This window comes from Nitrospirota bacterium (assembly GCA_016214845.1).
Taxonomy (GTDB): Bacteria; Nitrospirota; Thermodesulfovibrionia; order UBA6902; family UBA6902; genus SURF-23.
Genome location: JACRMS010000036.1, coordinates 28,603 through 54,048, shown reverse-complemented (window position 1 = coordinate 54,048; position 25,446 = coordinate 28,603). Strand labels below are relative to the sequence as shown.

Annotated in this window: 21 protein-coding genes; 10 read left to right on the top strand and 11 right to left on the bottom strand. The window is 48.1% G+C overall.

Translation table 11 applies throughout. The features are described 5' to 3' along the window. Window positions 1-25 precede the first annotated feature (25 nt). From HZB61_13485 to HZB61_13475, 3 genes are all read right to left on the bottom strand, one after another. A complete protein-coding gene (locus tag HZB61_13485) occupies window positions 26-1,135 on the bottom strand; it encodes an efflux RND transporter periplasmic adaptor subunit (protein ID MBI5057621.1) in 1,110 nt (369 codons plus the stop codon). 108 nt (window positions 1,136-1,243) lie between these two features. Beyond that, window positions 1,244-2,572, bottom strand: coding sequence for a TolC family protein (locus tag HZB61_13480; protein ID MBI5057620.1), 1,329 nt, complete (start codon window positions 2,570-2,572; stop codon window positions 1,244-1,246). Beyond that, window positions 2,569-3,150: a TetR/AcrR family transcriptional regulator gene (locus tag HZB61_13475; GenBank protein ID MBI5057619.1), complete on the bottom strand. Its 582-nt coding sequence runs from the start codon at window positions 3,148-3,150 to the stop codon at window positions 2,569-2,571. The genes HZB61_13480 and HZB61_13475 overlap by 4 nt, the downstream gene beginning before the upstream one ends. Window positions 3,151-3,271: 121 nt before the next feature. Between HZB61_13475 and HZB61_13470 the strand changes: the two genes are divergently transcribed. After that, window positions 3,272-4,405, top strand: coding sequence for a class I SAM-dependent rRNA methyltransferase (locus HZB61_13470; protein MBI5057618.1), 1,134 nt, complete (start codon window positions 3,272-3,274; stop codon window positions 4,403-4,405). 17 nt (window positions 4,406-4,422) lie between these two features. On the opposite strand, the gene HZB61_13465 is transcribed toward HZB61_13470, so the two are convergent. Further along, entirely contained in the window at window positions 4,423-4,743 is a 321-nt protein-coding gene (locus HZB61_13465; GenBank protein ID MBI5057617.1) for a hypothetical protein, read from the bottom strand. Window positions 4,744-5,155: 412 nt separating this feature from the next. On the opposite strand from HZB61_13465, the gene HZB61_13460 reads away from it, so the two are divergent. Beyond that, window positions 5,156-5,398 (top strand): hypothetical protein, encoded by a 243-nt coding sequence (locus tag HZB61_13460; GenBank protein MBI5057616.1) that lies wholly within the window; start codon window positions 5,156-5,158, stop codon window positions 5,396-5,398. Between the two features lie 37 nt (window positions 5,399-5,435). Here HZB61_13460 and HZB61_13455 read toward each other — a convergent pair whose 3' ends face one another. The 7 genes from HZB61_13455 to HZB61_13425 all read right to left on the bottom strand — a co-directional run bounded on the left by HZB61_13455 (window position 5,436) and on the right by HZB61_13425 (window position 11,098). Continuing rightward, window positions 5,436-6,011 carry a LemA family protein gene (locus tag HZB61_13455; GenBank protein ID MBI5057615.1) on the bottom strand — a complete coding sequence of 192 codons (576 nt, stop codon included), beginning with the start codon at window positions 6,009-6,011 and terminating at the stop codon, window positions 5,436-5,438. 101 nt (window positions 6,012-6,112) lie between these two features. Next, window positions 6,113-6,898, bottom strand: coding sequence for a TPM domain-containing protein (locus HZB61_13450; GenBank protein MBI5057614.1), 786 nt, complete (start codon window positions 6,896-6,898; stop codon window positions 6,113-6,115). Continuing rightward, the gene (locus HZB61_13445) at window positions 6,882-7,628 is read right to left on the bottom strand and encodes a hypothetical protein (protein MBI5057613.1); all 747 of its coding nucleotides are present in this window, start codon (window positions 7,626-7,628) and stop codon (window positions 6,882-6,884) included. Before HZB61_13445 ends, HZB61_13450 begins: the two co-directional genes overlap by 17 nt. A 1-nt stretch (window position 7,629) precedes the next feature. Beyond that, complete coding sequence (locus HZB61_13440) at window positions 7,630-8,226, bottom strand: peptidylprolyl isomerase (protein ID MBI5057612.1); 597 nt, start codon at window positions 8,224-8,226, stop codon at window positions 7,630-7,632. 169 nt (window positions 8,227-8,395) lie between these two features. Then, window positions 8,396-9,457, bottom strand: a complete 1,062-nt coding sequence (locus tag HZB61_13435) for an MCE family protein (protein MBI5057611.1) — start codon at window positions 9,455-9,457, stop codon at window positions 8,396-8,398. Between the two features lie 52 nt (window positions 9,458-9,509). After that, window positions 9,510-10,265, bottom strand: coding sequence for an ATP-binding cassette domain-containing protein (locus tag HZB61_13430; protein ID MBI5057610.1), 756 nt, complete (start codon window positions 10,263-10,265; stop codon window positions 9,510-9,512). Beyond that, window positions 10,262-11,098 carry an ABC transporter permease gene (locus tag HZB61_13425; GenBank protein ID MBI5057609.1) on the bottom strand — a complete coding sequence of 279 codons (837 nt, stop codon included), beginning with the start codon at window positions 11,096-11,098 and terminating at the stop codon, window positions 10,262-10,264. The genes HZB61_13430 and HZB61_13425 overlap by 4 nt, the downstream gene beginning before the upstream one ends. Before the next feature lie 61 nt (window positions 11,099-11,159). On the opposite strand from HZB61_13425, the gene HZB61_13420 reads away from it, so the two are divergent. The 8 genes from HZB61_13420 to HZB61_13385 all read left to right on the top strand — a co-directional run bounded on the left by HZB61_13420 (window position 11,160) and on the right by HZB61_13385 (window position 25,391). Continuing rightward, window positions 11,160-12,251, top strand: a complete 1,092-nt coding sequence (locus HZB61_13420) for a YeeE/YedE family protein (protein MBI5057608.1) — start codon at window positions 11,160-11,162, stop codon at window positions 12,249-12,251. 60 nt (window positions 12,252-12,311) lie between these two features. Continuing rightward, window positions 12,312-12,539: a hypothetical protein gene (locus HZB61_13415; GenBank protein MBI5057607.1), complete on the top strand. Its 228-nt coding sequence runs from the start codon at window positions 12,312-12,314 to the stop codon at window positions 12,537-12,539. Between the two features lie 54 nt (window positions 12,540-12,593). Continuing rightward, entirely contained in the window at window positions 12,594-14,000 is a 1,407-nt protein-coding gene (locus HZB61_13410) for an FAD-dependent oxidoreductase (protein MBI5057606.1), read from the top strand. 4 nt (window positions 14,001-14,004) lie between these two features. Then, window positions 14,005-15,450, top strand: a complete 1,446-nt coding sequence (locus HZB61_13405) for a radical SAM protein (protein ID MBI5057605.1) — start codon at window positions 14,005-14,007, stop codon at window positions 15,448-15,450. A gap of 157 nt (window positions 15,451-15,607) precedes the next feature. Next, window positions 15,608-16,489 carry a hypothetical protein gene (locus tag HZB61_13400; protein MBI5057604.1) on the top strand — a complete coding sequence of 294 codons (882 nt, stop codon included), beginning with the start codon at window positions 15,608-15,610 and terminating at the stop codon, window positions 16,487-16,489. Between the two features lie 300 nt (window positions 16,490-16,789). Further along, on the top strand, window positions 16,790-17,452 hold the full coding sequence (locus HZB61_13395; protein MBI5057603.1) for a hypothetical protein: 663 nt from the start codon (window positions 16,790-16,792) through the stop codon (window positions 17,450-17,452). A 371-nt stretch (window positions 17,453-17,823) separates the two neighbouring features. Further along, window positions 17,824-18,147: a hypothetical protein gene (locus tag HZB61_13390; protein ID MBI5057602.1), complete on the top strand. Its 324-nt coding sequence runs from the start codon at window positions 17,824-17,826 to the stop codon at window positions 18,145-18,147. 8 nt (window positions 18,148-18,155) lie between these two features. Next, complete coding sequence (locus HZB61_13385) at window positions 18,156-25,391, top strand: M6 family metalloprotease domain-containing protein (GenBank protein ID MBI5057601.1); 7,236 nt, start codon at window positions 18,156-18,158, stop codon at window positions 25,389-25,391. The last annotated feature ends 55 nt before the right edge of the window (window positions 25,392-25,446 follow it).

Sequence of the window (25,446 nt, the reverse complement as noted above, 5' to 3'; positions counted from 1 at the left end):
GTGACTCTGTGTCTCTGTGGTCAAATCATTCCTTTTTGATTTCAACTTTGGCGCCGGAAACGAGCCGCAATTGGCCGTCCGTCACAACGGTCTCACCGGCGCGGAGCCCTCCGGATACAACGGTCTCGCCGTCGAGCGACCTGTCAACTGAGACGGGACGCGATTCAGCGCTCTGATCGTTTTTGATAATAAATACATATGTGCCTTTTTGTCCTGTCTGCACCGCCTGTGAAGGAACGACAACAGCGTTCGGCTGGCTGGTGAGTATCACAGTGACGCTCACAAACAGCCCGGGCCACAGCCGCTTTTCCTGGTTTGTAAAAGTCGCTTTAAGTTTTATTGTTCCTGTGGCGGTGTCTACCGTATTGTCCACAAAAGTGAGGACGCCTTCTACGGGATCAGCGTCATCCTTTCCTATAACAGCCTGGACCTTGATCTTCTCAATTGCCATATATTTTTTGATCTCAGCAAGGTCATGTTGGGGGACTGAAAAAGTAACATATATGGGTTGGACCTGGTTTATCACCACCATGGAGGTGTCCGCATTGGCCTTTATCAGGTTCCCTTCGTAAGAGATGACGCTTCCCGTGCGCCCTGTGACCGGAGAGTAGATATAGCAATATTTAAGCAGCAGCAGCGCGTTTTCAACAGCGGCCTTGTCCGCGTTGACTGTTGCTTCAAGGGCAGCGAAGTTGGTGCGGATCTGATCATACTGCTCCTGGGCCACATATCCCTTTTTCACAAGGTCCTCATAGCGGCGCACTTCTACGCGCGCGTGTTCCAGTTGCGCGCTGTCCTTCGCAAGGTTTGCCTCCGCCTGTTTCAGCATGGCCTCGTAGAAGCGGGGGTCGATTGTGAAAAGGAGGTCCCCTTTGTTCACGTCCTGCCCTTCTTTGAAATGCACGCGCATAAGCGTCCCTCCGACCTGGGCCTTAATTCCCACAGTTGAATAGGCCTCCGCATTTCCGATGGCGCGGAGCTGCACGGGGACGGGCTTCTGGACCACCGTGCCGACAGTCACCGGCACCGGGGCCGCTTTCAAAGGCTGCTTTGCTTTATCATTTGAACATGCCGACAAAGAAAGCAAAAAGCAAAGGGCAAAGAGCATGGAGCAATGTAAAATTATTTTCTTCATGATTCAATAACTCCTTAATAAAGATTAAGCAGGTAGATAGTAGGAAGTAGTTAGTAGTTAGGGAGGACAAGATATTTCGCTTACCGTTCCCTGACTACTAACTACTACCTACCGACTACTTGTCTGCTGACTACTGCCTGCCGTCTTCAACAACGTTCCCGTCGCGCGTTTTAATTGTAAAATTGCAAACTGATGATCATATTTTGCGTTGGCAAGTTGTCTTTCAGAGGTGACAAGCAGTGTGTTTGCGTCCATGACATCCAGGCTGTTCGCCAGTCCGAATTCAAATTGTTTTGATACGGCGTTGTAGTTATCTGCGGCATATGCCGCCTCAGCCTGCAGTTTTTCAAGGGTCCCTGACACCGTTAAAAAATTCAGATAAGCATTTTCAACTTCAATATTGACTGATTTGTATAAATCCGCCAGCCTGTAATCAGCTTGCCTGAAACGCGCCTCAGCCTCTTTTACCTCGGCACGTCTTAAGCCTCCTTCAAAAAAAGGGTAGTTAAGCTTTATGCCGCCGAAGATACTTTCATTATTCGTAAAAGCCGCGGAGGGATGGCTTTCGTTCCTGACGTATACTCCTTCCACGGACACATCCGGCCAATATGAGCCTTTCGTATATTTAATTTGCTCTCCGGCAATCTTCTTCTGAAGCTCGACTGATCTTATTTCGCTTCTTTCTGAAAAGGCCGTCTGCTTGAGATCATCGAGTGTCGTTGTTAATACTGCTGACTGCTGACCGCTGACTGCTGAAGGCTGATCTTCTTTCAAATCGTAATCACCACTGATGCCGGCTTTCCTGGCTAAAACCGCCTTTGCGAGCTTGAGATTGTTTTCAGCCCTTATCAACTCCGACTGGGCGCCTGAAAGTTCCGCCTCCGCCCTCAAAAGCACTGTCTTAGTTATCTCTCCCACTCTCAGTCTCGTCTGTGCCGCGTTCCTGTATTTTGTCAGCCTTTCCTCGCTCGCCTTTGCTATGTCCAGCGCCTTCTTTGCTTTTAATACATCGTAATACGAGGAGGCAACATTCAGGAGATACCCCTCTTTCACACTTTCGAGATCAACCCTGCTTTTTACAATGGACTCTTTTGCGATTCCGAGCGCGGTCAACTCCTTGCCGCTCGTAGACAAAGACTGGTCCAGTCTCAAGCCCCAGGATGTGCTGTTGTTAGGCTGTATCACAAAAAGGTCCGTTGTCTTTTCACTGGGGTATTCAGTGTAGTTTGCAAAAGCGGAAAGTTTCGGAAAAAGCGCAGCCATGGCCCTGTCTTTTTCGCGTTCAGAAATATATATGTCTTCTTCCGATATCTTGATCGTCTCGCTTCTTTGAAGCGCTATTTTATAAAGGTCGTCGAGTGAATATTCCTCAGCGTAAGAAGAGTAAGGAATGATAAGCAGCATGAATAAGATTGCGGATGGTAGTCTTCGTTTCATCTTGCGTCCTTTCTTATGCCGTCTGTGATCAGCGCGAACAGGGATTTGCTCATTTTGCTTACATCCCCGATCCCGAATATTAATTTCAATAATACAGCGCCCCTTATGCTCGCAAAAATAACCGCCGCCGTATCCCTGACGTTCATGGGCCTGAAAATTCCTCTTTTGATACCTGCTACAAGTATATCAGCTATTATCGTGTGCTGTGCCCTGAAAAAATTTCCCCTCAGCGGCTGAAGAAAAGGAAGATTGTATTCCTTAAAGAATATGGATATCATCTGCCTTTTCTGAAACGAATACTCAAGGTTCAATGCAATATATTTCCTCAGGGCCTCAACAGGGTCTTCAACCTGTAACTTTCCGGTGCGCTCAACAAAATCCCTTGTCTGGTCCTTAATAAGCTCCAGGAACAGTTCTTCCTTGTTCTTGAACCTGAGGTAAAGGGCGCCCACGCTCAACCCCGCTCCCCTGGCTATCTCGGCCATCTTTGCTTCCGAATATCCTTTGGAAGAAAACAGGTCAAGGGCCGCCTGCAGCACTTTAGATTTCGGTGACTTATTTAATGAACGCTGATTCATATGAACGCTGATTCATTTTAGTATCGCGGGAGTGGATTGTCAAGAGAAGCGTCATGAATTAATGTATAATTACTGCTGTATGATTACGCTTAATATTAAACGGCAGAGGACCGGGCCCGTCATGAACCGGCATCCGTGGGTCTTTTCACAGGCGCTGGAGAATGTCCCCGACAATCTGATGCCTGGCACGCCTGTTAAACTGGTAACAGAGAGCGGCGGTTTCCTGGCAACCGGGTATTTTAATTCTTACTCCCAGATCGCAGTGCGGATATGGAGTTATGATGAAAACGAGACAGTTGATAAAGAATTTTTTGCAAAGAGGATAAGGAACGCCCACGCGATAAGAAGACAATATGTCGAGAGCGCAGATACGGATTCATACCGGCTGATAAACGGCGAAAACGATTTCCTGCCCGGGCTGATCGTTGATAAATACAATGACCACCTGGTCCTGCAGTGCCATACGCGCGGCATTGAGCAGTGGAAGGAAAGTGTGACCGGGGCGCTCATTGAGACCATAAACCCGGCGGGCATTTACGAGAGGTCTGACATCCCGTCGCGAAAGATCGAAGGCATGGAAAATCAATCAGGCTTATTGTACGGCAATGTCCCTGAGCTGGTAACGATAAAGGAAAACGGCTTTAAGTTTTTAGTTGACGTGAAGCGCGGGCAGAAAACAGGGTTTTTCCTTGACCAGCGTGACAAACGGCGCGCGCTGTTGAAATATGTAAAAGACAAACCTGTCCTGAACTGCTTTTCTTATACAGGGGGGTTTTCCGTTTATGCCCTGGCAGGCGGGGCCCGGTCAGTCACCAGCATAGATACGTCTGCCGCCGCGCTCGACCTGCTGAAGGAAAACATAAAACTGAACAATCTTGACACGGGGAAATGCGAATTCATTTGTGACGATGTGAAAAAATATCTGAAAAATGCCCCTCATGAAAAATTCGACCTGATTATTCTTGATCCACCCGCTTTCATCAAGGACAGGCGGAAAATAAATGAAGGTCTGGCCGGCTACAGGAGCATCAATGAAATGGCGCTAAGGATATTGCCTGAAAACGGGATCTTTACGACCTGCTCCTGCTCCGCGCATTTGTCCCTGCAGGATTTCAGGTACCTGCTTGTTGAAGCGGCCGGGAAAGCAAGAAAGTCCCTGCGGTTTCTTGAAACTTACACCCATGGGATTGACCACGCCGAATTAGCGCCTTTTACTGAGGGAGAGTACCTGAAGTGCTTTATCGCAATAACCTGAGACTGCCCTTTATGTAATCAGGCAGGTTGTTTATCTTTTTGCAGTAAACGCAGATTTGTTAAATATGTTCCGACCGCCCTGCATGAATCCAGCAAGCCTTCTTCAGACATGACCTTATAACGGAACTCGCATTGAAAACAGAAGGACTTCTTCTGGAAATTCAGCATCTTGATTTTATGCTCATTATTATTATGCCCGTCACAACTCTCAGCAACCACCCAGCAAATCCTTCCGCCGTTGACGCCGCCGTTTAAACCATTTGCCAATGTTTCGGTTGCAATTGGACAAGCGTTATCATTATCTGATACGTCTCCGGCAGGAGCTTTCCCGCAAGACATAAATTCCCAGCAATTAAGTTTACCCAAGACAGCTTGCTTCCCTTCTTAACGTTAGATAAGTCAATAATCAATATTAACAAATTCTTACTTTACTGTTATCTTGTCAACCGAACTTTTAAATGCATCATTTCGGTCATTCCCTGATCTTATGGGCTATTTTAACTGATTTCTTTTTTAATAGTACAGGGGATACAACCCGTGTGTTGCCATAGCAACAGCTTGCTATATGTTTGAATAAGATTTACTATAAAAAAGATGTTGTTTCCATATCAAAAATCAACAGGAGGAATAAACAATGGCAAATGAAATAACCTGGATGAAAACCCTCAACGAGGCGCTTGAGTCCGCGAAAAAAGAAGGCAAATTGGTCCTGCTTGATTTTTACTCTCCGACCTGAGACGCCTGCCAGAGGATGGAAACAGGTACGTTTCCCCATACCGATGTGCAGAAGCATATCGCAAAACATTTTGTCCCTGTTAAATATGAATCAGGCAAAAATTCCGAACAGTTCAGTAAGTACGCCATATTCGCAACACCGACATTCTTTATCCTCGATGTAAGCGGTGATGAACTTTACAGGATGGTAGGTTATTTCACCCCTGAAGACTTCATAGGGCAACTTATAAGCGCCCTGCAGATCATCGGGAAATTGTGATCAAATTGTAGGGGCGTATTGCAATACGCCCCTACATCTAAAACTTTACCTTCGGGGCCGCTTTCTCTGCCTCCGGGATTTCATAATATTCGGCGCTCGACACACCAGCCAGCGCACCAAAAAATCTGCCGAAGACGGTCCGTATGTAAGTATTCAACAGTTGCACCGCCTCGTTGTATCTTTTCCTTTCGACTGCTATCCTGTTCTCTGTGCCTTCAAGGCTGTCCTGTAGTTTCAGGAACGATTCATTCGCCTTTAGCTGCGGATAATTCTCCTGCAGCAGGAGCAGGCGGGACAACGCCCCTTCAAGCTGCGTTGAAGCCTGTATCTTGTCTTTTACTGTATTAGCCTGAAAGTATTTGGTCCTTGCGTCAGCAATATGCTCAAATACCTCTTTCTCATGGCCTGCGTACCCTTTCACAGTCTCAACAAGGTTGGGTATCAGGTCGTATCTTCTTTTTAACTGGTTCTCTACCTGCGCCCACTGCGCCTTTACCTGCTCGTCCATTGCAATCACACTGTTGTATCCACCGATTATCCACTTGGCTAGAACAAAACCTGTAATCACTAAGACGCCTAAAATTATCAGGGTAATCTTTAAACCTTTTGACATGAAGCCCTCCTTTGGGAATAAACTGCTTGATTACTACACCAGACAGATTATCATAACTCAAAAATGCTATCAAGAAAGATTATTAAATCAAACATGGGCAGCTACCAGCTCCCGGAAGAACCGCCGCCGCCGAAGCCTCCTCCTCCGCCGCCGCCGAAACTGCCGCTGCTGAAGCCGCCGCCGCCGCCCCAGCCGCTTCTCCTGCCGCCGCCAAGCATATTCATCGCGAGGAACAAAAGCAGCAGGCGCGGATGGCGTATGAACATATAGATCAGTCCTATAAAAAAGAGCGCGGCAAAAACCATATTCAGCAGGGAAGGCTTTCCTCTCGCCCCTGACGCCGACCGGGACCTCATCTTCGGCATTCCCGCGATCTCAACGCTTGCGTCGGCTGCGATTGTATGAATAACGGCCAATGTCGCCGTATATATTCCGGTTGAATAATCGCCCTGCCTGAAATACGGTACGAGATACTGCCTGCCGATGGTGCCGGTGAGGCTGTCCGGCAGGACACTTTCAAGGCCGTAGCCGATCTCAAACCTGTACTTCCTGTCCTGAAGCGACACAAGAAGCAGGACGCCGTTGTCTTTGCCTTTCTGCCCCAGCTTCCATTTGTTATGAGCTATATTGATCGAGAAATCTTCAAGAGACCCGCCTTCAAGGGAGCCGATTGTCAGCACCACCATCTGTGCCGTAGTCTTCTGTTCCAGTTCAAGAAGATATCCGTTAAGCGCGCCCTCTACATCGTCGTTGATTATCCCGGCGAGGTCCACCACGTGATTATAAGGTTTATCGGGGATGGCAACCTCAGCGAACGAAGAGGCTGCAAGCAGATGAAGGCAGATGGTCAGAAGAGCTACGACTAAGTACCTATTCCTTGATTTCATCTACTATTTCTCCTAACTTTTCGGCAGCCGTGTAGTAATCTTCAAATATGCTATTGAGTTCCTGAACGGAGAGTTTTATTTTCTCTTTCTTAACCCTGAGTACTTTGGAAAATACACCGGTGTTTATATTCGCCGTTTCGGACAGGACACGGATTATCTCATCCTGCATTACCGGCGGCTGCTTGCCTAACAAAACAATTATCCCCCTGAAAAGGGGCATATAGCCTGTGATATGTTTTGCAAGACCTTCAGTCAGTATTTTTCTGTCTCCAAGCGATGAAATATAACCCTGTCTCAACGAGATGAGCTTGACCTTCAGTTCCCTCTCGCACTGCCGTCTTAAATCCATCATTCCTATTTCAAGGTTCTCAAACATGTCCTCGCCGGATACGGTTGCGTGGATTAGTTTGAAATTCAGAAATTCAATGGGGAATACATCAAGGGACGTTGCTATGTATTTCGGCGTCATGAGAAGCGGGGCCGAGACCCTGCTTTTGCTGTATTTCTTGCCGAGAAGAGAGAGTAATTCGAGAGACTTTATATCCATCTCTTTTAACACGATAACGGAATTCACATCGGATGTCTTCTCATTGAAATCGTCCGTAATCGAGGTGCCTGTCACGTAAATGGAATGGATTCTTGCCTGGTGTTTGCTTAACACCTCTTCGAAAAACGGCTTTATCTCTTTTGCGGCGACAGGTTTAAGTTTTTCAAGGGAGAGATTGACCATATTACTTCTCCACGACCTTGACCTTCATCTCGACCCTTTCATTGGGATTGTCACGGCTGTCCCTCGGCTGGCCGACTATCTTGTCTGCTGCGTCCATGCCTGAGACGACTTCACCAAAGACCGTATACTTCCCGTCGAGGAAATGTGAGTCAGCCACGCAGATAAAAAACTGCGAGCCCGCGCTGTCGGGATGGCCGGACCTTGCCATGGAGAGCGTGCCTCTCTTGTGGGGTTTGTCGTTGAACTCGGCCTTCACAGTATATCCGGGGCTGCCCATGCCGTGTTTTGATTTGTCAGGACTTTTTGAGTTGGGGTCGCCGCCCTGGATCATGAACCCGGGAATAACGCGGTGAAAAGTCGTACCGTCATAAAATCCTTTTTTGGCAAGCTCAATAAAATTGTTTACGTGATTGGGGGCAACGTCGGGGAAAAATTTCAACTCGATATTTCCGAATTTCGTCTCGATGATCGCCTTTGTTTCAGCCATTTTTTTGATCTCCTCTTTTGTAAATTTTTTATTCCTCGGTTCCTCCGCATAAGCAGAAAAAGTGAACAACAGTATAAAAACAACAGCCATGCACATTTTGAATTTTTTCATAACATCCTCCTTTGATTATGTTGAAAAGTTTACCACAGAGAACATAGAGAAAATAAGCCATCCGCAGATTACTCAGATTTACACAGATTTCCTTGGAAGTTTTTTATCTGCGGGGTCCGTGAAAATCTGTGGCCAAAGATTATTTCCTTCTCTATACTCCGCGGCTATTTTAAAACAAACTGAACTTAAAATATTTACCGGGGTGTTCTTTAACATCTTTTATCAGGGCGTTCAGTTCCTTGAGAGTGCTTTTGAGCTCTTTCGAAAGGTCCTCATCTTTCATGAGACTGCCTACAACCCCTTCGCCCTTGTCCACCCTTTCGAGAAGTGCGCCGAGTTTTATCGAAACGGAATTGACATTATCATAAAGGCTTTCATCTTCGATCAGTTTATTGACCGTGCCCTTTGACCTTTCAAGCCTTTGAGTAAATGTATCAAGGTTCTCGGACGCCTTCTGAAATCTGTTATAAAGCGACGGGTCTGTGATTAATTTATTCAGCGTCCCGTCGGATTCCCGGAGAGACTTTGCAAATAGTTTTATGTCCTTCGCGGATGACGAGAGGTCATTGTAAACATCGCCTTCATTCACCAGCCTGCTTATTGTGCCCTGGCCGCTCTCCATCTTCTTGAGCAGGCCCGCCAGCTCCTTTGTCGTCTCTTTAAGATTGTCATGTACGGAAGGATCGCTCAGGAGTTTTGACACGGTGCCGTTGCTTTTCTCCATTTTCTCAATCATTCCTTCAAGGGTATTGACGAAGTCGGCTATTTTAATTATAGACGCCTGGCTCGTCTCCACAACGTCCTGTATCTCTGTAGTTGTCTGCCCCATGATTGTGTCCTCCGCCTTCAAACTCGCTGCTTCACTTGACCCGGGGACCAGATCAACATACTTGTCGCCTAAAAGGCCGAGGGTAAGGATATTGGCCCTTGAGTCCTTTTTGAGAAGTTTCAGGGTGTCGGAGGCTATCGACATTTCCACCTGGATCTTTTTCTGGATGGTGAAGTGCATGGATTTCACCGAGCCTATTTCAACGCCTGAAAACCATACCGGCGAACCTTCCCTGAGTCCTTTTATATCACTGAACAAGGCATATATCTTCACTTTTGGAGAAAAGAACTTTTCAATATTGCCGGCAAACATTACCGCAAAAAAGACGGTCACGACGGCAATAGTTATGACCAGCCCGACCCTCAGTTTTGCCCACCTGTGTTGTTTTACGTAATCGTACATAGATCTTTTTCAGCCACGAATTTTCACGAATTGCCGCGAATAAGATCAGGACTCAGAAACATCCTTCTGATGCATAAAGTTCATTGATAAAATTCCGCAGTTCCGCGTCATTCGTCCTCTTCAGCTCCGTGATATTTCCATCGAAAATTATACTACCATTTCTTATATATAAAAACCGTTCAGCCACCTTCGCCGCATCGGTCACCTTATGGGTCACTATAATAAAACCCATCCTGTCAGGCGGCTCTCCCTTTGAAAGTTCAATTATTAACCTGCAAATGTTGTCCGCCGTGAGCGGGTCCAGGCCTGAAGTCGGTTCATCGTAAAGCATCATCTCCGGTTCGCAGCCGGCAAGGGAGCGTGCGATGGCGACCCTTCTCTGCATGCCCCCGCTCAACTCTTCGGGCATGAGGTAGATAGCGTCCTCTATTCCCAAAATGCGCAGGAACTCTCTCACGCGCTTTTCTATTTCATCTTCGGAATAATTTGAGTATTCCCTGAAACAAAATGCCACATTTTCTTTTACATTCATTGAATCAAATAAGGCCCCTTCCTGAAATACTATGCTGAATTTCATTCGTATGTCCTTCAGCTCTGATTCTGAAAGTTCAGTAATGTCCCGGCCGTCTATCAAAATCTTTCCATCATCAGGACGCACAAGACCGAGGATAAGCCTAAGGATGGTTGTCTTGCCCTCTCCGCTTCCGCCGAGGACGGCAACCCTCTCGTGAAATTGAGCTTTGAAACTCACCTTGTCAAGCACGACGTTATCTCCGTACGCAAGCGTGACATCACGGAACTCTATCATACCGACTCTCCAAGCAGAAGCAGCAGTGCCCTTGTCATCATGAAGTCAGCTACAATAATCACAATCGTTGAGAAAACGACTGCCGTAGTCGTTGCCTTCCTCAGTCCCCTTGCCCCTCCCCTTGTCGCAAGTCCCATGTAGCAGCTTATGCAGGATATGAAATAGCCGAATATAAAAGGCTTCGCGATCCCGGAAAAGATGTTTTTGAAATCCATAATGTCCCTTATCTGGCTCCAGTAGAAAGAACCGCTCTGGTGACTTACAAAGACCGCGATATAATATCCGCCGAACAGGGACACCGCATCGCCTATTACTGTAAGAATGGGGAGCATCAGGACCGCGCTTACAACACGGGGCGTGACCAGCTTCTTTACAGGGTTGACGCCGTGCACCCTCAGGATGTCCACCTGGTGTCCGAGCACCATCGAGCCGATCTCAGACGCCATGCCGGAGCCTACCCTGCCTGCGAAACTCAGTGCGATTGAGACCGGGCCTATCTCCCTGATTATGGACACACCGACTAATTTTCCGGTATACATCTTCAGTCCCAGGGTAGAAAGTTCCGCGGATATTTGAAGGGACAAAGCCATTCCTATAAAAAGAGAAACGAGGACAATAATGAAAAGCGAGCCGGTACCCATGTAATCCATCTGCTCTATCATTTCCGTGAAATAAAAAGGTCTGCGAAAAATACCGATGGGGGCTTTGATGGACAGAAGGTAGAAATCCTGGAGCCTGGCTATGTTTTCCCTGAAGTTCATAACTATGAATTTATAATTATCGTAATTATACCTTTTTCGATGGCATATGTCTTTCGCGCCTAAAAAACCCATTGACCAATACAGGATTCATATGCTATTTTAGCAAGCAAAAATACTTCTCAGGAGGGACTGAATGGAAGAGACTTTACCAGGTATAACTTTTGGATTTATTGTATCCGGGCTATTGCTCGGATTAGCAATCGGGTTTGTGCTGCAGCGCGGGCGCTTCTGCATGAACACAGCCTTCAGGGACACTATCTTCATCAAGGACTTGACCCTGCTGCGCGGATATTTAATCGCTTTAATGGTCACGATTATCGGGGCAAACGTGCTGAATGACATGGAAGTTATCAGCCTGGCAGTACAGCCGTTCTTTCCGCTGGCCAATATTATCGGGGGCTACATATTCGGGCTCGGAATAGTTTTAGCGGGAGGCTGCGGAAGCGGCGTATGGTACAAGATCGGTGAAGGGCAGTTCAATGCGATAGTGGCCGTTGTCGGTTTTTTTACAAGCATTCAGGCAACAGCTACCGGCGTGCTGAACCCACTTTATAAACTTTTAAGAAGCGTCAGGGTCCCGGTCGGCGAAATTAACAATCCGGCCCTGTATCATCTAATCGGCGACAGTCCTTCCGTAAAATGGGGAGTAATCGCAGCCGTTGTTATCGCAATCGGGATATTTGTTTTAATGGGCAAGCCGTTCTCACCCGGCAAACAAAAAGGTTTTAGCTGGCCGCTGACAGGCCTGATGTTAGGCGTGCTTGCGGTAGCGGCTTTCTGGGCGGCTTCAGTATGGGAAGGCTTCCCAAGAGGGCTTTCCTTCACAACGCCCACGGGAGAATTATTCTACACACTACTGACAGGCACCGCCATGCCGGAGAACCACCCGCTCGTAAACGTATTCCCCATGTATGCCATCGGTTCTTTTACCGTAACATGGGCATCTTTTTTCATTATCGGCGTGCCGCTCGGCGCCTTTCTCAGCGCAAAGATTTTAAAGGAATTCAAGTGGAAAGTCCCGCCAGTTGACGAATTGTTGACCGTGCTTGGCGGAAGCATGATGATGGGCTTCGGAGCCATGGTCGCCGGGGGATGTAATATCGGACAGGGGATCACAGGGTCCTCCACCCTCTCCATCGGAAGCATTGTAGCAACAATCTCTATCATCCTCGGCAACTGGACAATGGTTTATTTCAAATTCATCAAGCCGATGGAAGACATGTAATATCTCTGTTTTCAGGGCGCTGAAGGATCACGGTTCTTCAGCGCCTTTGTTTTTGACGCCATGAACATCGATGCACGCTCCATGACATCTCTGGAACTTTTTAAAAAGCTGAAGGAGCTGCTCTCCTTGCAGTGCGGCGCGGAGGTTTTAATTGAGGTCCAGGTCAACACGCTTGAAGATTCCAGAAGAATAAAATCCTTTGCCTCAATGTCAGGATGCCGGACAGAGATTGAAAACAAGGGAGACCATTTCATTGCCCGTGTAAGCGGCACCCCCTGCTGCACATGATTTAAGACTGCCTGCTTCTGTAAATTTCCCGCAATTAATTTGTATAATCAAGTCATGGATTTCTCCCGGAACGATTCTACCATCATCCTCGGCGGCGGGCTTGCAGGGCTTTCCGCCGGCTTCAGTCTTGTGAAGGCAGGACATCCGGTAGCAGTGTTTGAAAGCGGCCCCGTAGTCGGGGGGCTTTCAAGGACCATCCGGCACGGTGATTTCAGGTTTGATCTTGGCGGCCACAGGTTCCTCACAAATAATATCCGGACGGAACAATTTGTAAAAGACCTGCTGCGGGGCCAGTACCTGACTGTGCCGCGCAAGAGCAAGATCTACATGAACGGCAAATTCTTCGACTATCCGCTCAAGCCGTCCAATGCGCTTTTCGGCCTCGGCATTCCAACTACTGTGAAGGCCATCTCTGATTACGGCAAGGAAAAGATAAAGAAGCTCTTTACCTCTCCCGAACATATCTCCCTTGAAGACTGGGTGGTGGCGCATTTCGGCAGGACCATGTTCACGCTTTATTTCAAGGAATACAGTGAAAAAGTGTGGGGACTTGAATGCGGGAACATCAGTGAAGAATGGGTGTCAAAGAGGATAGACGGCCTCTCTCTTGGAGTGGCAATAAAGAACGCGTTCTTTAAATTCAGCGGGCGCAAGGTCAGCACGCTTGTGGACAAGTTCATTTATCCCGCACTGGGGATCGGGCAAATATCCGAAAGGCTGAAAGAAGAAATTGAAAAAAAGGACACCGTTTTGACCAGCACAAGGGTCTCCCGGATAAATCATCGCGGCCCTGTTATCACGAATATAATTGCGGACAATTGCGAGCGTCAATATGATGTCAAAGGCAGTGATTTTATTTCCAGCATCCCCCTGACGAACCTCTTAAAGATGCTCAATCCATCCCCGCCCGCGGACATACTCGACGCGGCCTCAAAGCTGAGATACAGGGACATGGTGATAGTAACAGTCATGCTTAACAAGCCGAGGGTCTCTGACCTCACCTGGCTGTATCTGCCTGAGAAAAAGATGCCCCTCGGCAGGATCCATGAGCCAAAGAACTGGAGTCTTCATATGGCGCCGGAAGGAAAAACGCACGTAGTCTCCGAGTACTTCTGTTTTAAGGGAGACGGTATCTGGACCTTAACCGACGAAGCGCTGACTTCCATGACGGTGCAGCAGTTGGCCAAACTCGGGCTTATCGAAATGGACCAGGTCATCGACAGTTGCGTTATAAGGGTGCCCCACGCGTATCCCCTTTTTGAAGTTGGATACAACGGTCATTACTCAAAAGTCGTGGAGTATCTGCGCGGTTTTAAAAACCTCCACATCATCGGCAGAAGCGGTATGTTTAAATATTACAACATGGACAGCGCTATTGAGACCGGGATTGAGGCAGCCGGGAATATTATCAGGAAGTCAAAGTTAAGGGAAGAAAGAAACGCCCTTCCTGTCGGAGTATAAATTTATGAAGTGCGCCCTTGTCATCCCCTCGTGGGTACCTGAAGACATCTTTTCCTCGAAGACCGCAGCCTCACAAATAAACTACTGGCAGCCGCTTGGGACCCTTTACGTAGCGTCCTCTTTGATGAAGGCAGGACACGATGTGCGATTTTTGAACGGCGCGTTCATGCAGCACGATGAGATAATGGGCGAGATATCAAAGTTCAAACCTGATTTCATCGGCATTTACTCAACCGTCTTCGGATGGAAGAAGGCGATGTATACGGCAGCGGAGATTCGTAGGGGCGGGTTTCAAACCCGCCCCTACATTACCGTCGGCGGGCCCTACCCTATCGCGATGCAGGAGAAATGTCTCGCAGACCCGGCGGACATTGACGCTGTTGTCACAGGGGAGGGAGAGATTACTGTTGTCGAAATATTGGAGAGGTTGTCACAGGGGAAAAGTCTTGAAGGAGTCGAAGGGGTTGTTTTCAGAGATGGTGATGAAATCATAAAAAACCCTCCGCGCCCTCTTATCACTGATGTTGACGCCCTGCCCTTCCCTGCGCGGAAGCTTTTAGGCGATACAACTAATTACATCCCTCCTCCGGCAACGTACAAGAGAAAACCCGTTGCAGTGATCATGACCGCTCGCGGCTGCAACAGGAGGTGCATCTTCTGCTTTCAGATCGATAAAGAAAGAAAGAGCGGCGTTCGTTTTCGCAGCGTGGAAAACGTCATGCAGGAAGTTGAGCTTTGCCTGAAGCAGGGATACCGCGAGATAAAATTTATTGACGACACACTAGCCGCTGATTATGACAGGGCCATGCAAATTGCGCGGGAGATAAAAAGGCGCAAGCTCGACTTTACGTGGTTTGCCTCCGCGTGTGTGAACCAGGTGGATTATCCTTTGCTGAAGGCCTTCAAAGACGCGGGCTGCTGGGCAGTATTGCTTGGCGCGGAAAGCGGGGTGCAGAGAAATTTGAATACCGTCAGGAAAGGGATAACGCTTGACCAGACACGCAGGGCGGTCAGAGCGGCAAAGAAAGCCGGGCTGACTGTTTACACGCCGTTCCTTTTCGGCATCCCAGGACAGACATTTGAGGACGGGCTTGAGAGTATCAAGTTCGCCTGCGAGATCAACCCCGATATTGCAAACTTCCACGCATTGACACCTTTCCCCGGCACAGAGCTTTACGACAACTTAGAGAAGTACGGCACAATGTCCGGCGACCTCACAGATTTCACTTATCAGGGCGCAGCTTTTGTCCCGTATACAATGACGAGAGAAGAGATCGCTCAGCTCAGGCAGATCGCGTTTAAAAAGTTTTATTCAAGACCGCAATTTATTATCAGGCGTATTTTGAATCTAAGAAGCATCCACGATGTAAAAGCCGCTGCAAAAGGATTCAAAAGCCTCTTCTGGCTGTGGGTGAAAAATGACGTCTTTCGCCGAAGAGAAACAATGTAGTGGCGTTTTGCGAAGTGTCCTGATATATTTGTGCCTGGCACATATCTGTACCGCACACAAGTGTAATATGCCGCACCCCTCATTTTCCTGCTGATTAAGCACCTTCCCTATAACTAACTGTTTTCAAACTAATAAAAAATATTAAGGGGTTTTCCTAATGGCTGGCATATATCATGCGTATATAAATACAAATCTTCTAAAAAGGAACAAAATAATCATGAGAAAATTCCCTGTAGCGATACTGGCGGTATCAATGCTTTTCAGTCTGGCAGTCTCAATTGGCGCCGCACTGGCTGCATCTTACACCACATCGCAAGTCACCGTCTTTGTGGAAAGAGAGACCCACACTGTGAACACCGGACAGGTTAATAACTCCGGAACAAGCGCCTCGGACTCTGTTCAGAACGCTACAACCAATAGCACCGGCTACAGCGACGGCAGCGTTAGCGCTGACTTCGGCGCCCTGGGTGCGAATTTAAGCGCTGTTAGTAACGGCACAATTTTTTCTGACACAAAAGGCAGGGCGTCGTTCATTGACTGGATCACTGTCACGTCGGATACATTGCCCACCGGCGCCACGGTGTCTGTACTATTAAGTCAGACGATTGACGGGAATTTCATGCTTAATGGTTATAGGCCGACGGGGAGTATGTCCTCGTTTTTTGGGGCCGGCATCAATCGATGGATCCAAACCACCGAGACCGTTTCATGGACGGGCGACATCACTACCAATAACAGTACCAGTAACGACGGCAGCAGCGGGATTCCCATATTTCAATACTATGTCGGCAATAGAATCCAGTTGTCCGGCGATCTGCAAGTACACGTGACAACTGCCAGGGATGCGTCGATAGAAGCACAGTTCGGCAACACAATCCATTATTTCCTCGATCCCCAGACTCCCGGCGTCACCCTGCAAAGCGACAGCGGGCACAGTTATTCCTCTGCAGCAGCTCCTGAACCCATCAGCTCTATTCTGTTCTTAACGGGCGGGGCCACACTGGCGGCAAAGCGTTATTTTGGGAAAAGAAAAAAATAATTGTTCATTGCTTGTGAATTAACGGAAAAGGGCTTGGTTATACCAGGCCCTTTTTTATTGGAATGTATTTCGGGAATTGCAAAGAGGAGTTATAAACAAAGCCCTTGGAATATATGTGACTTGGCACATATCTGTACCGCACACAACTGTAACATGCCACACTTTCATCTTTCCAGTTAATTAAGTAATTCCCCTATAACTGATTGTTTTTAAACTAAGAATTAAATTAAGGGGTTCCCTTAATAACTGGCATCAATCTTGATATATATGTAAATTAAATTTACAAAAAAGGAGAGCGTAATGAAAAAAACTATTTTAATGATGTTTGCTGTCGTCGTATTTATCTTTGGCGCTGTTGCCTCATCCCACGCTGTTATTTTTGACTTCCAGGGCACAGGATGGACAGGATATCCCGATGCCGCTCAAATGACCGTAGCAGGCCTCACAGTCTATGTAACCCCTTCCTCCTCAACAGATCCAAACGGGACAGAATACCCTCTCTGGACGGATGTTACGGGAACCAGCCCTGATGTGGGAATATATCCAGGCTCTACAGGCCTTGGAATAGTGGCATACTCCGGCGATAACGTTAACTTAGACGGGTCGACTCAAAGAGAATCCCTGCTTTTTACTTTTGATTCAACAGTGACCCTGAACAGCATTCATTTCACCCATGTTGGCGCAACAGATGACTTCAACCTTACAGTTAACGGTACAAATCAATTAATAGACGCGGCTCCCAACCCGACGGACGATCCTAATTTGAGGGACACCTGGCACAGTGTGAGTTATACAGGAAACACGATCAGGATCTGGGCTGACGGGTCTGATGATGATTTCAGGGTGGCGGGGCTGGACGTTGCTGTCGCTCCCGAACCGATAAGTTCTATTTTATTTCTTACGGGCGGGGCCACACTGGCGGCAAGACGTTATTTTGGAAAAAATTTCATAAGAAATCTATAAAATAATGTGCCTTGACACACTCTTGAGCGGTCCCAATTTGTGCCATGTTACATATTGGGACCGCTCAGAAATTTAATTAAACTTTAACCCCTCTCAAGATAACAGAAAAATATTTTAGTAACAATAATTATCTGGTATAATTATTGTTACTAAGAACATATTCTAAACTTCCAAAATAATAAATTATGCTGATGGCGGCAACCCCGTCAGCATAAATTTTACAGAAATTTTAGTTGCTCATTAGGCGTGTCATACGCCACGGTATTGTCTTACCCTTTTGCAGACATTGCAGTTAAAACGAGATGAGGAATTTTATACCTGTCATAAAAGTGTGTTTGGCCCTTTTTGTTTTTTTGTTTTCTTCATTCTCTATGTCCTCAGCCGTTCCTGTAATTCCAAACAAGGCGGCACTTGTAGGCACAGTCAGGGAATACAGTATAGGCTCATCATCTCTTTACGGCATGAGTCCTGAGCAGACTATATACAAGTTGACCATCAGTGTCGAGGCTTCTGAGGACATAGAAGATTTTACGAATTTCCTGAAGGGAAAAGAAGGTCAAACACTGACCTTCTTTACAAAAGTAAATCCATCCCCTGAAGTTTACGGGAAAAGGATAAAGGCCCATGTGTACTATTCGGGTGATGAAAGAGGTGGCAAATTCTGGATACACAAAAATATAGAAGTCCTAAAATAGGAGGGGTTATGTCAATCAAGGGCAAGATAATTTTTTTATTGTTTGTTACAGTTTCAATTTTCCTTACCACCAGTGAGTCGTTTGCGGTCCCAGCATCTCCAATTCTCCACACAATGAATCAGCCGGACGGCACAGCTTTCAAGGCAAGGCAATGGGGGGATGAGAACAGTCATGGTTGGGAGGCAGAGGACGGACATTCTATTTTGTTTGATACGTCCGTCAACAAGTGGACATACGCAGTGCGTGGCGCTGATGGAACTCTTGTAAGCTCCGGGGCTGTAGTCGGCAAAGACACTGCGTCTGATGTTTCATTGATGCTTAGACCGGCAGGTCAAATTATCTCCGCGAAAACGCTTACAAGAGAAACACGTGCGACAGGAGCAAGCTTACCCCGGGCCTCCCGTCAGGGTGGTCTTATAGAAGCTCAGGCGGTTCCATCTACAGGCACAGGCAACATTCCTGTGATTCTTATCAGCTTTCTGTTATCACCTACTACTTACACACCTGCTGACTTTGGCTCCCTTCTTTTCGGCACAGGAAACAGAAGCATGAAGGATTATTATGAAGAGGTATCATACGGACAATTCACTGTCTCCTCAGGGCCGGGCGGAGTAGCCGGCTGGTATACTGCTGGGAATGGCCACGATTACTACGGACAGAATGTACCGTGTGCAGACCCGTCAGGATGTGATCAGCATCCTGCTGAATTGGTAAGAGAGGCTGTTGCTGCGGCAGATGCTGCATGGTTCAATTTTGCGCCCTATGACCAGGACGGCGACTGTTATGTTGATGCCGTAAACATCATACATCAGGGCACAGGCGAGGAAGCGAGCGGGAATACATCTGATATATGGTCTCACAGGTGGAACCTTACAGACGCAGGGGTCGGGGAATATACGACAGATGATCCATGTCCATCCGGCGGCTTTATCAAGGTAAATGACTATGTGATAGAACCGGAGGTATATGCTCCTGATGGGCAAATATCTACTGTCGGCGTGTTTGCACACGAGTACGGCCATGCGCTCGGGCTTCCCGACCTCTATGATACAGACGACAGTTCTTACAGCATCGGCAACTGGAGCGTGATGGCGCACGGCTCGTGGAACGGTATAACGCGCGGAGCGCGTTCCGGCGACCGGCCTGCTCATCTGGATGCGTGGTCTAAATATTTTCTCGGCTGGGTGACGCCCGCTCAGGTAACAGGGACGCTAACTTCAGAGTCTATACAGCAGGCGGCCACCAATGCAGATGTCTACCAGATCAGAACGGGAACTCCTCTGTCAGGTGAATACTTCCTTGTGGAAAACAGGCAACAGGTCGGATTCGACGCGGGACTGCCGGGGGTAGGACTTCTTATCTGGCATATTGACGGCACTACAATTGCGAGAGAAAGGGGGGCGAATAAAGTTAACAATAAGGAGTGTCTTCCTGTATCCGGGTCTTCATTCGGGTTATCATGCGCTGTAAAACATTACGGCGTCAGGATTGTACAGGCGGATGACCTGTGGGAGCTTGAAACCAAGAGCAACCTTGGAGACGACGGAGACCCCTATCCCGGCTCAACAACTAAAACCTCGTTTACTTCTGCTTCAAGTCCAAACAGCAGTCTCTACAATGGATCTTCCTGTGGTGCGAATATTACCAGCATAAGTGCATCAGGCGCTAATATGACTGCTACCCTTTCAACTTCACCCTGCATAGTTTTGTCTGATGGAGGTGGTCACTCTGAAGCCATAAATACAGACGGGACATTATGGTCATGGGGATATAATTACAGGGGCCAGCTTGGAGACGGGACTTTAACAAATAAATTATTTCCTGGTCAGATAGGGACTGGCAATAACTGGGCCTCTATTTCTGCCGGAGGGTCTCATACCATAGCCCTCAAATCAAACGGGACATTATGGTCATGGGGAGGTAATGAATTCGGCGAGCTTGGAGTAAATGTTATTGGTGGTCCGCAACTCTGTAATACTCATGCTTGTTCAGTAATTCCTCTTCAGATAGGTGGCAATTGGCTATCTGTTTCTGCCGACGGGTATAGCAGTTTAGCCATTAAGTCAGACGGGACCTTATGGGTCTGGGGATATGGCAGGGTTGGCCAGCTTGGAAACGGGACATCTAATACTGATAGTTTTATTCCTCTTAAGGTAGGAACTGACAATGACTGGGTCTCTGCCTCAACCGGAGCGGGGCACATAATAGCCCTCAAAGCAGACGGGACATTATGGTCATGGGGAAGAAACTATAATGGCGAGCTTGGAATCGGGAATGCTTTCGGTCCTCAACTCTGTGGGAGTATTATTTGTTCAACAACTCCTCGTAAGATAGGTACTGATACTGACTGGGTCTCTGTTTCTGCTGGTGGGGCTCATACTATAGCCATTAAATCAGACGGGACATTATGGGCATGGGGGGCTAATTCATCTGGCCAACTTGGAGACGGGCCGACAACGAATCAATATTCACCTGTTCAGATCGGCACTGACGATAACTGGGTCTCTGCCTCTGCGGGATTAGATCATACGATAGCCCTCAAATCAGACGGGACATTATGGTCATGGGGGACTAATATAGCCGGCACGCTTGGAATAGGGAATAGTACTGGGCCGCAAACCTGTGGGAGTAATCCTTGTTCAACAACTCCTCTTCAGATAGGGGCTGATACCAACTGGGTCTCAATGTCAGCAGGGACCTGGCACAACAGAGCCCTTAAGTCAGACGGGACATTATGGGCCTGGGGAAATCAATTGCTTGGAGACGGGACTACAAGTACAAGCAATGTCCCTGTTCGGATATATCTTCGCGATCTGACCCTCACGGTAAACATCAGCGGAAACGGTTCCGGAACTGTAACAAGCCTTCCTGCCGGTATTAACTGCGGCAATGACTGCACAGAGGTTTATAACTATAATACCGAAGTTACTCTCTCTGCTGTTGCAGACACAGGCTCTACATTTGCAGGGTGGTCAGGGGCTTGTTCAGGGACTGGCAGTTGCATAGTAACGATGGATGCGGCAAGGTTCGTTACTGCCGGCTTCACACTGGATACCTATGACCTGATGGTAAGTAAAACGGGCACTGGAGGCGGCGTTGTCACAAGTTTACCTGCCGGGATAAACTGCGGGGCTGACTGCACTGAACCGTATGATTATGATACATATGTTGAACTGTCTGCAGTTCCTGATACAGGCTCCACATTCACAGGGTGGTCAGGGGCCTGCACCAGCACAGGAGTATGCGAGGTAACGATAGATAACGCAAAATCGGTTACAGCCGACTTCACACTTAATACTTATGCCCTCATAGTAAACAAGCCAGGCACAGGAAACGGCACGGTAACAAGCACTCCTGCCGGGATAGACTGCGGGGCTGACTGTTCAGAGTTATACGATTACAATACACTTGTCGATCTCTCAGCTTCAGCATCTCCCGGCTCCATATTTACAGGATGGGGCGGAGCATGTTCAGGGACAGGCGCTTGTATTGTAACAATGGACGCGGCAAAGTCAGTTACTGCTATATTCAGCCTGACCTGCGGCGCTAACTTTCAGCAGATTCCTACAACCTGCGGAACAGGCGTTTGCGCCTCGACAGGAGCAATAATCTGTCAGAACGGCGTACAGGTTGATACATGCGCCATCGGCAGTCCGGCTGAAAATCCTGAGGCATCATGTTTTGACGGACTGGATAATGATTGTGACGGAATAATCGACTCAGCAGACACTAATTGCAACGGCAGTGTCGGGACGATATTCGAGTTTCAGGGTTACTCCGGGCCGCTTGGAAAGGATTACTACGATTCTTACTTCAAACTTGGGGCGAGTGTTCTGGATGAGACATTTACCACGATAATCTTACCTGCGAGTGCTTCCATCATGTATGGCTACGGAACAGGAAGCGGCAGTTTTATTCCAAACGCAGTCGCTTACCCCGGCCTTCAATCCAATGGCAACCCGAAGCGGGCAAGTGTAGAATTCTGGAACAGATATAACAGCAACAGTCCAAACAGCGGAATGGATGACGAACATAATATGCTTGCGGCAACGACTGTGAACAATCAGGCTGTTTCCGCAGGTGATGAATTCAGGATAGCAACATTGACTTACACCAACGGCACATGGTTCGCCAAGACAGCCATAATCCCGGAGAGCAGGTTTGATTTTTCTGTAAAGACCAGTTCTGGGAATGCCGCTCTGGACGCTCAAACCTGGAACGATACCATGTCGCTCGTAGTAACAATGAATACCGGAAATACGCCTGAACAGAACGCTGATTACATTTACTTTCTAAACAGCCCTCAGCTCGGACAATTCAGGGTGTATGAAGGACGAAGCGGGTCTGTAGACGTTATTGCAAAGATCGGTTCCCTGATCCCCGTTCGACTGGCACATCCAACTGGCGGCGCATTTATCTGCATTCCGGGGCCTGACCTTGACGGCGACGGTTATGACACAATTTGTGGAGGCGATTGCAATGACAATGATCCGGCCATTCATCCCGGCGTCGTAGAGATATGTGACGGCATTGACAATAACTGTAACGATGATATTGATGAAGGGCTTGCCAAAGACAATGATGGTGACCGCTACACCAACTGTCAAGGCGACTGCGATGATAATGATCCGGCAGTCAATCCCGGCGCATGGGAGATATGTGACGGCAAAGATAACAATTGCGACGGCAATGTTGATGAAGGTTTTGACAATGACGGGGATGGATACACTACCTGTGCCGGAGACTGCGATGACTGGGATTCTTTCGTCCATCCCGGCGCGTTGGAAATCTGCGATGGTATAGATAACAATTGCGACGGAAATATTGACGAAGATTTTGACGGCGATGGTTATACAGCCTGCACAGGGGATTGTAACGATAACGATAGCGCAGTAAATCCGTCCGCTGTAGAGATCCTGTTTAACGGCAAAGACGATGATTGCAATCCTTACACCCATGATCAACCCGTACAGTGGCTGGACAACGGACATTACTACATAAGAGTCGATGTGCCCGGTATTAACTGGAATGATGCAAAGACCGCCGCTGAAGGCCTGACATATATGGGACTGCCGGGGCATCTTGTAACCATAGCATCCGTTGGAGAAAGCCTTTTCCTCACAAATCATCCCGAACTTGGCAACGGTGATAATTGGGAGGACTTCCTCCATGACCACTGGATGGGCAGTTATCAGATCGCCGGTTCGACAGAACCTGACGGCGGATGGAAATGGGTCACAAACGAAAACTTCAGCTCCTTTACAAACTGGGGCGCGGGAGAGCCCAATAACTTCGGAAATGAAAACAGCATCCACTTTGCTCACGCTATCACCTCGTCCGGCAAAGAGTGGAATGACGCGACAGGTGAGGAATTATTGCCTGGTTATGTAGTGGAATTTGAGCCGGCATGTGTACGCGGCGATGATGTGGACGGTGACGGCCATGATGTGATCTGCGACGGCGACTGCGACGATTCAAACCCTGCGGTTTACCTGAATGCGCCGGAGTTGTGTGACGGCATTGACAACAACTGCAATGGCGTAGCAGACGAAGAGTTCGACCTTGACGGCGATGGCTGGTACTCAGCCTGCGGAGGCGACTGCAATGATAACGACCCAACCGTCAATCCATGGGCCCAGGAAATTTGTGACGGCAAAGACAACAACTGTGACGGACAGATTGATGAGAATGCGGTTGACAACGATGGTGACGGTTACACAGACTGCGGCGGAGATTGTGATGACTGGAATTACTATGTCAACCCGGGTGCAGTGGAAGACTGCGACGGCATAGATAACAATTGTAACGGACAGATTGATGAGGGTTTTGATGATCTTGACGGAGACGGTTACGCCAGTTGCATTGACTGTAATGACAATGACCCTGCAGTACATCCGGGAGCGACTGAGATACTTAATAACGGAATTGACGATGACTGCAACGCCAACACATCAGACGTGGATGCGGACCTTGACGGCCACGGTGAGGGTTCCGATTGCAACGACAATGACCCTTCGGTCAATCCGGGCGCGGCAGAAATACCGTACAACGGCAAAGATGACGACTGCAACACAGCCACTAAAGATAATGACCTTGACGGCGACGGGTATTATTCAGGAGTTGTAACATTGGCTGTTGATGGAAGGGCAAATATCTTTGCGGCAGGGAGGGCATCCGCATTTGACGGACTCATGCCGCCGGTTGTCAGTTTTGCCGGAGGAAGCGCATCTTCGATTACATTCAGCGATGTCAACGGCAAAGTGTCCTGCTGCGGTACTTATCCGCCTGCGTTTAACGGCCCGGACGGCGGAGATAATGCCAGCGGCACAACAGACATACTTTCGTATCTTGGCATATCGGGGATTGTATACGGGCGCGGCGATCTCACAACTGATCCGCAGACCCTTCCGTACGTGCCGGGCAAGACGATGTTCCTTGCAGGTGTGTTCCTTAATGACAATGAACCAGCCGGCCCTGCGCCTTCGCGTCTGGACTTCACGCAGGCCCCTGATGGAATGGGCGACAGCTTCTTTGATATTTTCCCGGAGTTGAATCAGACCTTTTTCATAGGAGACGGGCTGACCGGAACAGGCACTGGAGTTACACAGAACTTCCACGTGCCTGCGGGAGCGACCAGACTGTATCTTGGTTTTGCCGATGCCCAGCAATTCGGCTATCCATCGAGCGAGCCCGGATTTTACTGGGACAATGCCGGGTTGTTGAACGTGACGGTAGATGGAATAACCGCATTTGACTGCGATGACAATAACGCGTCAATTCATCCGGGAGCAGTTGAGATACCGAACAACGGCATTGACGAAGACTGCGACGGCTCGGATTTGATTGATGCAGATGTGGATGGAATTCCAGATGCTTCCGACAATTGTCCTTACATTGCAAATCCAGCCCAGGAAGATGCGGACGCTGACGGAGTTGGTGATGCCTGTGATAATTGCAGGTTGGTGGCGAATGCTGATCAGATGGACAGTAATGCAAATGAGGATGATAATAATGCAGCAGCCGGAATACAGCATTATGGGAATTTGTGCGATCCGGATTTTGACGAGAGCGGGTTTGTAAATATCATCGACTTTAACGAATGGCGCAAGTGGGCCGGCAAGACCGTTGCGCAAGGAGCCCCGGCTGATATCGATGTGGATGGCAACGGAACTGTTTGGATACAGGACTTCAACATCTGGCGCAAATTTTATGGCAAAGCTCCGGGCCCCGGCATCGGAGACTGATTATCGGATGCTTCTTGATTAATGATCAGTACAGATCAGATACAGTAAACGGAAA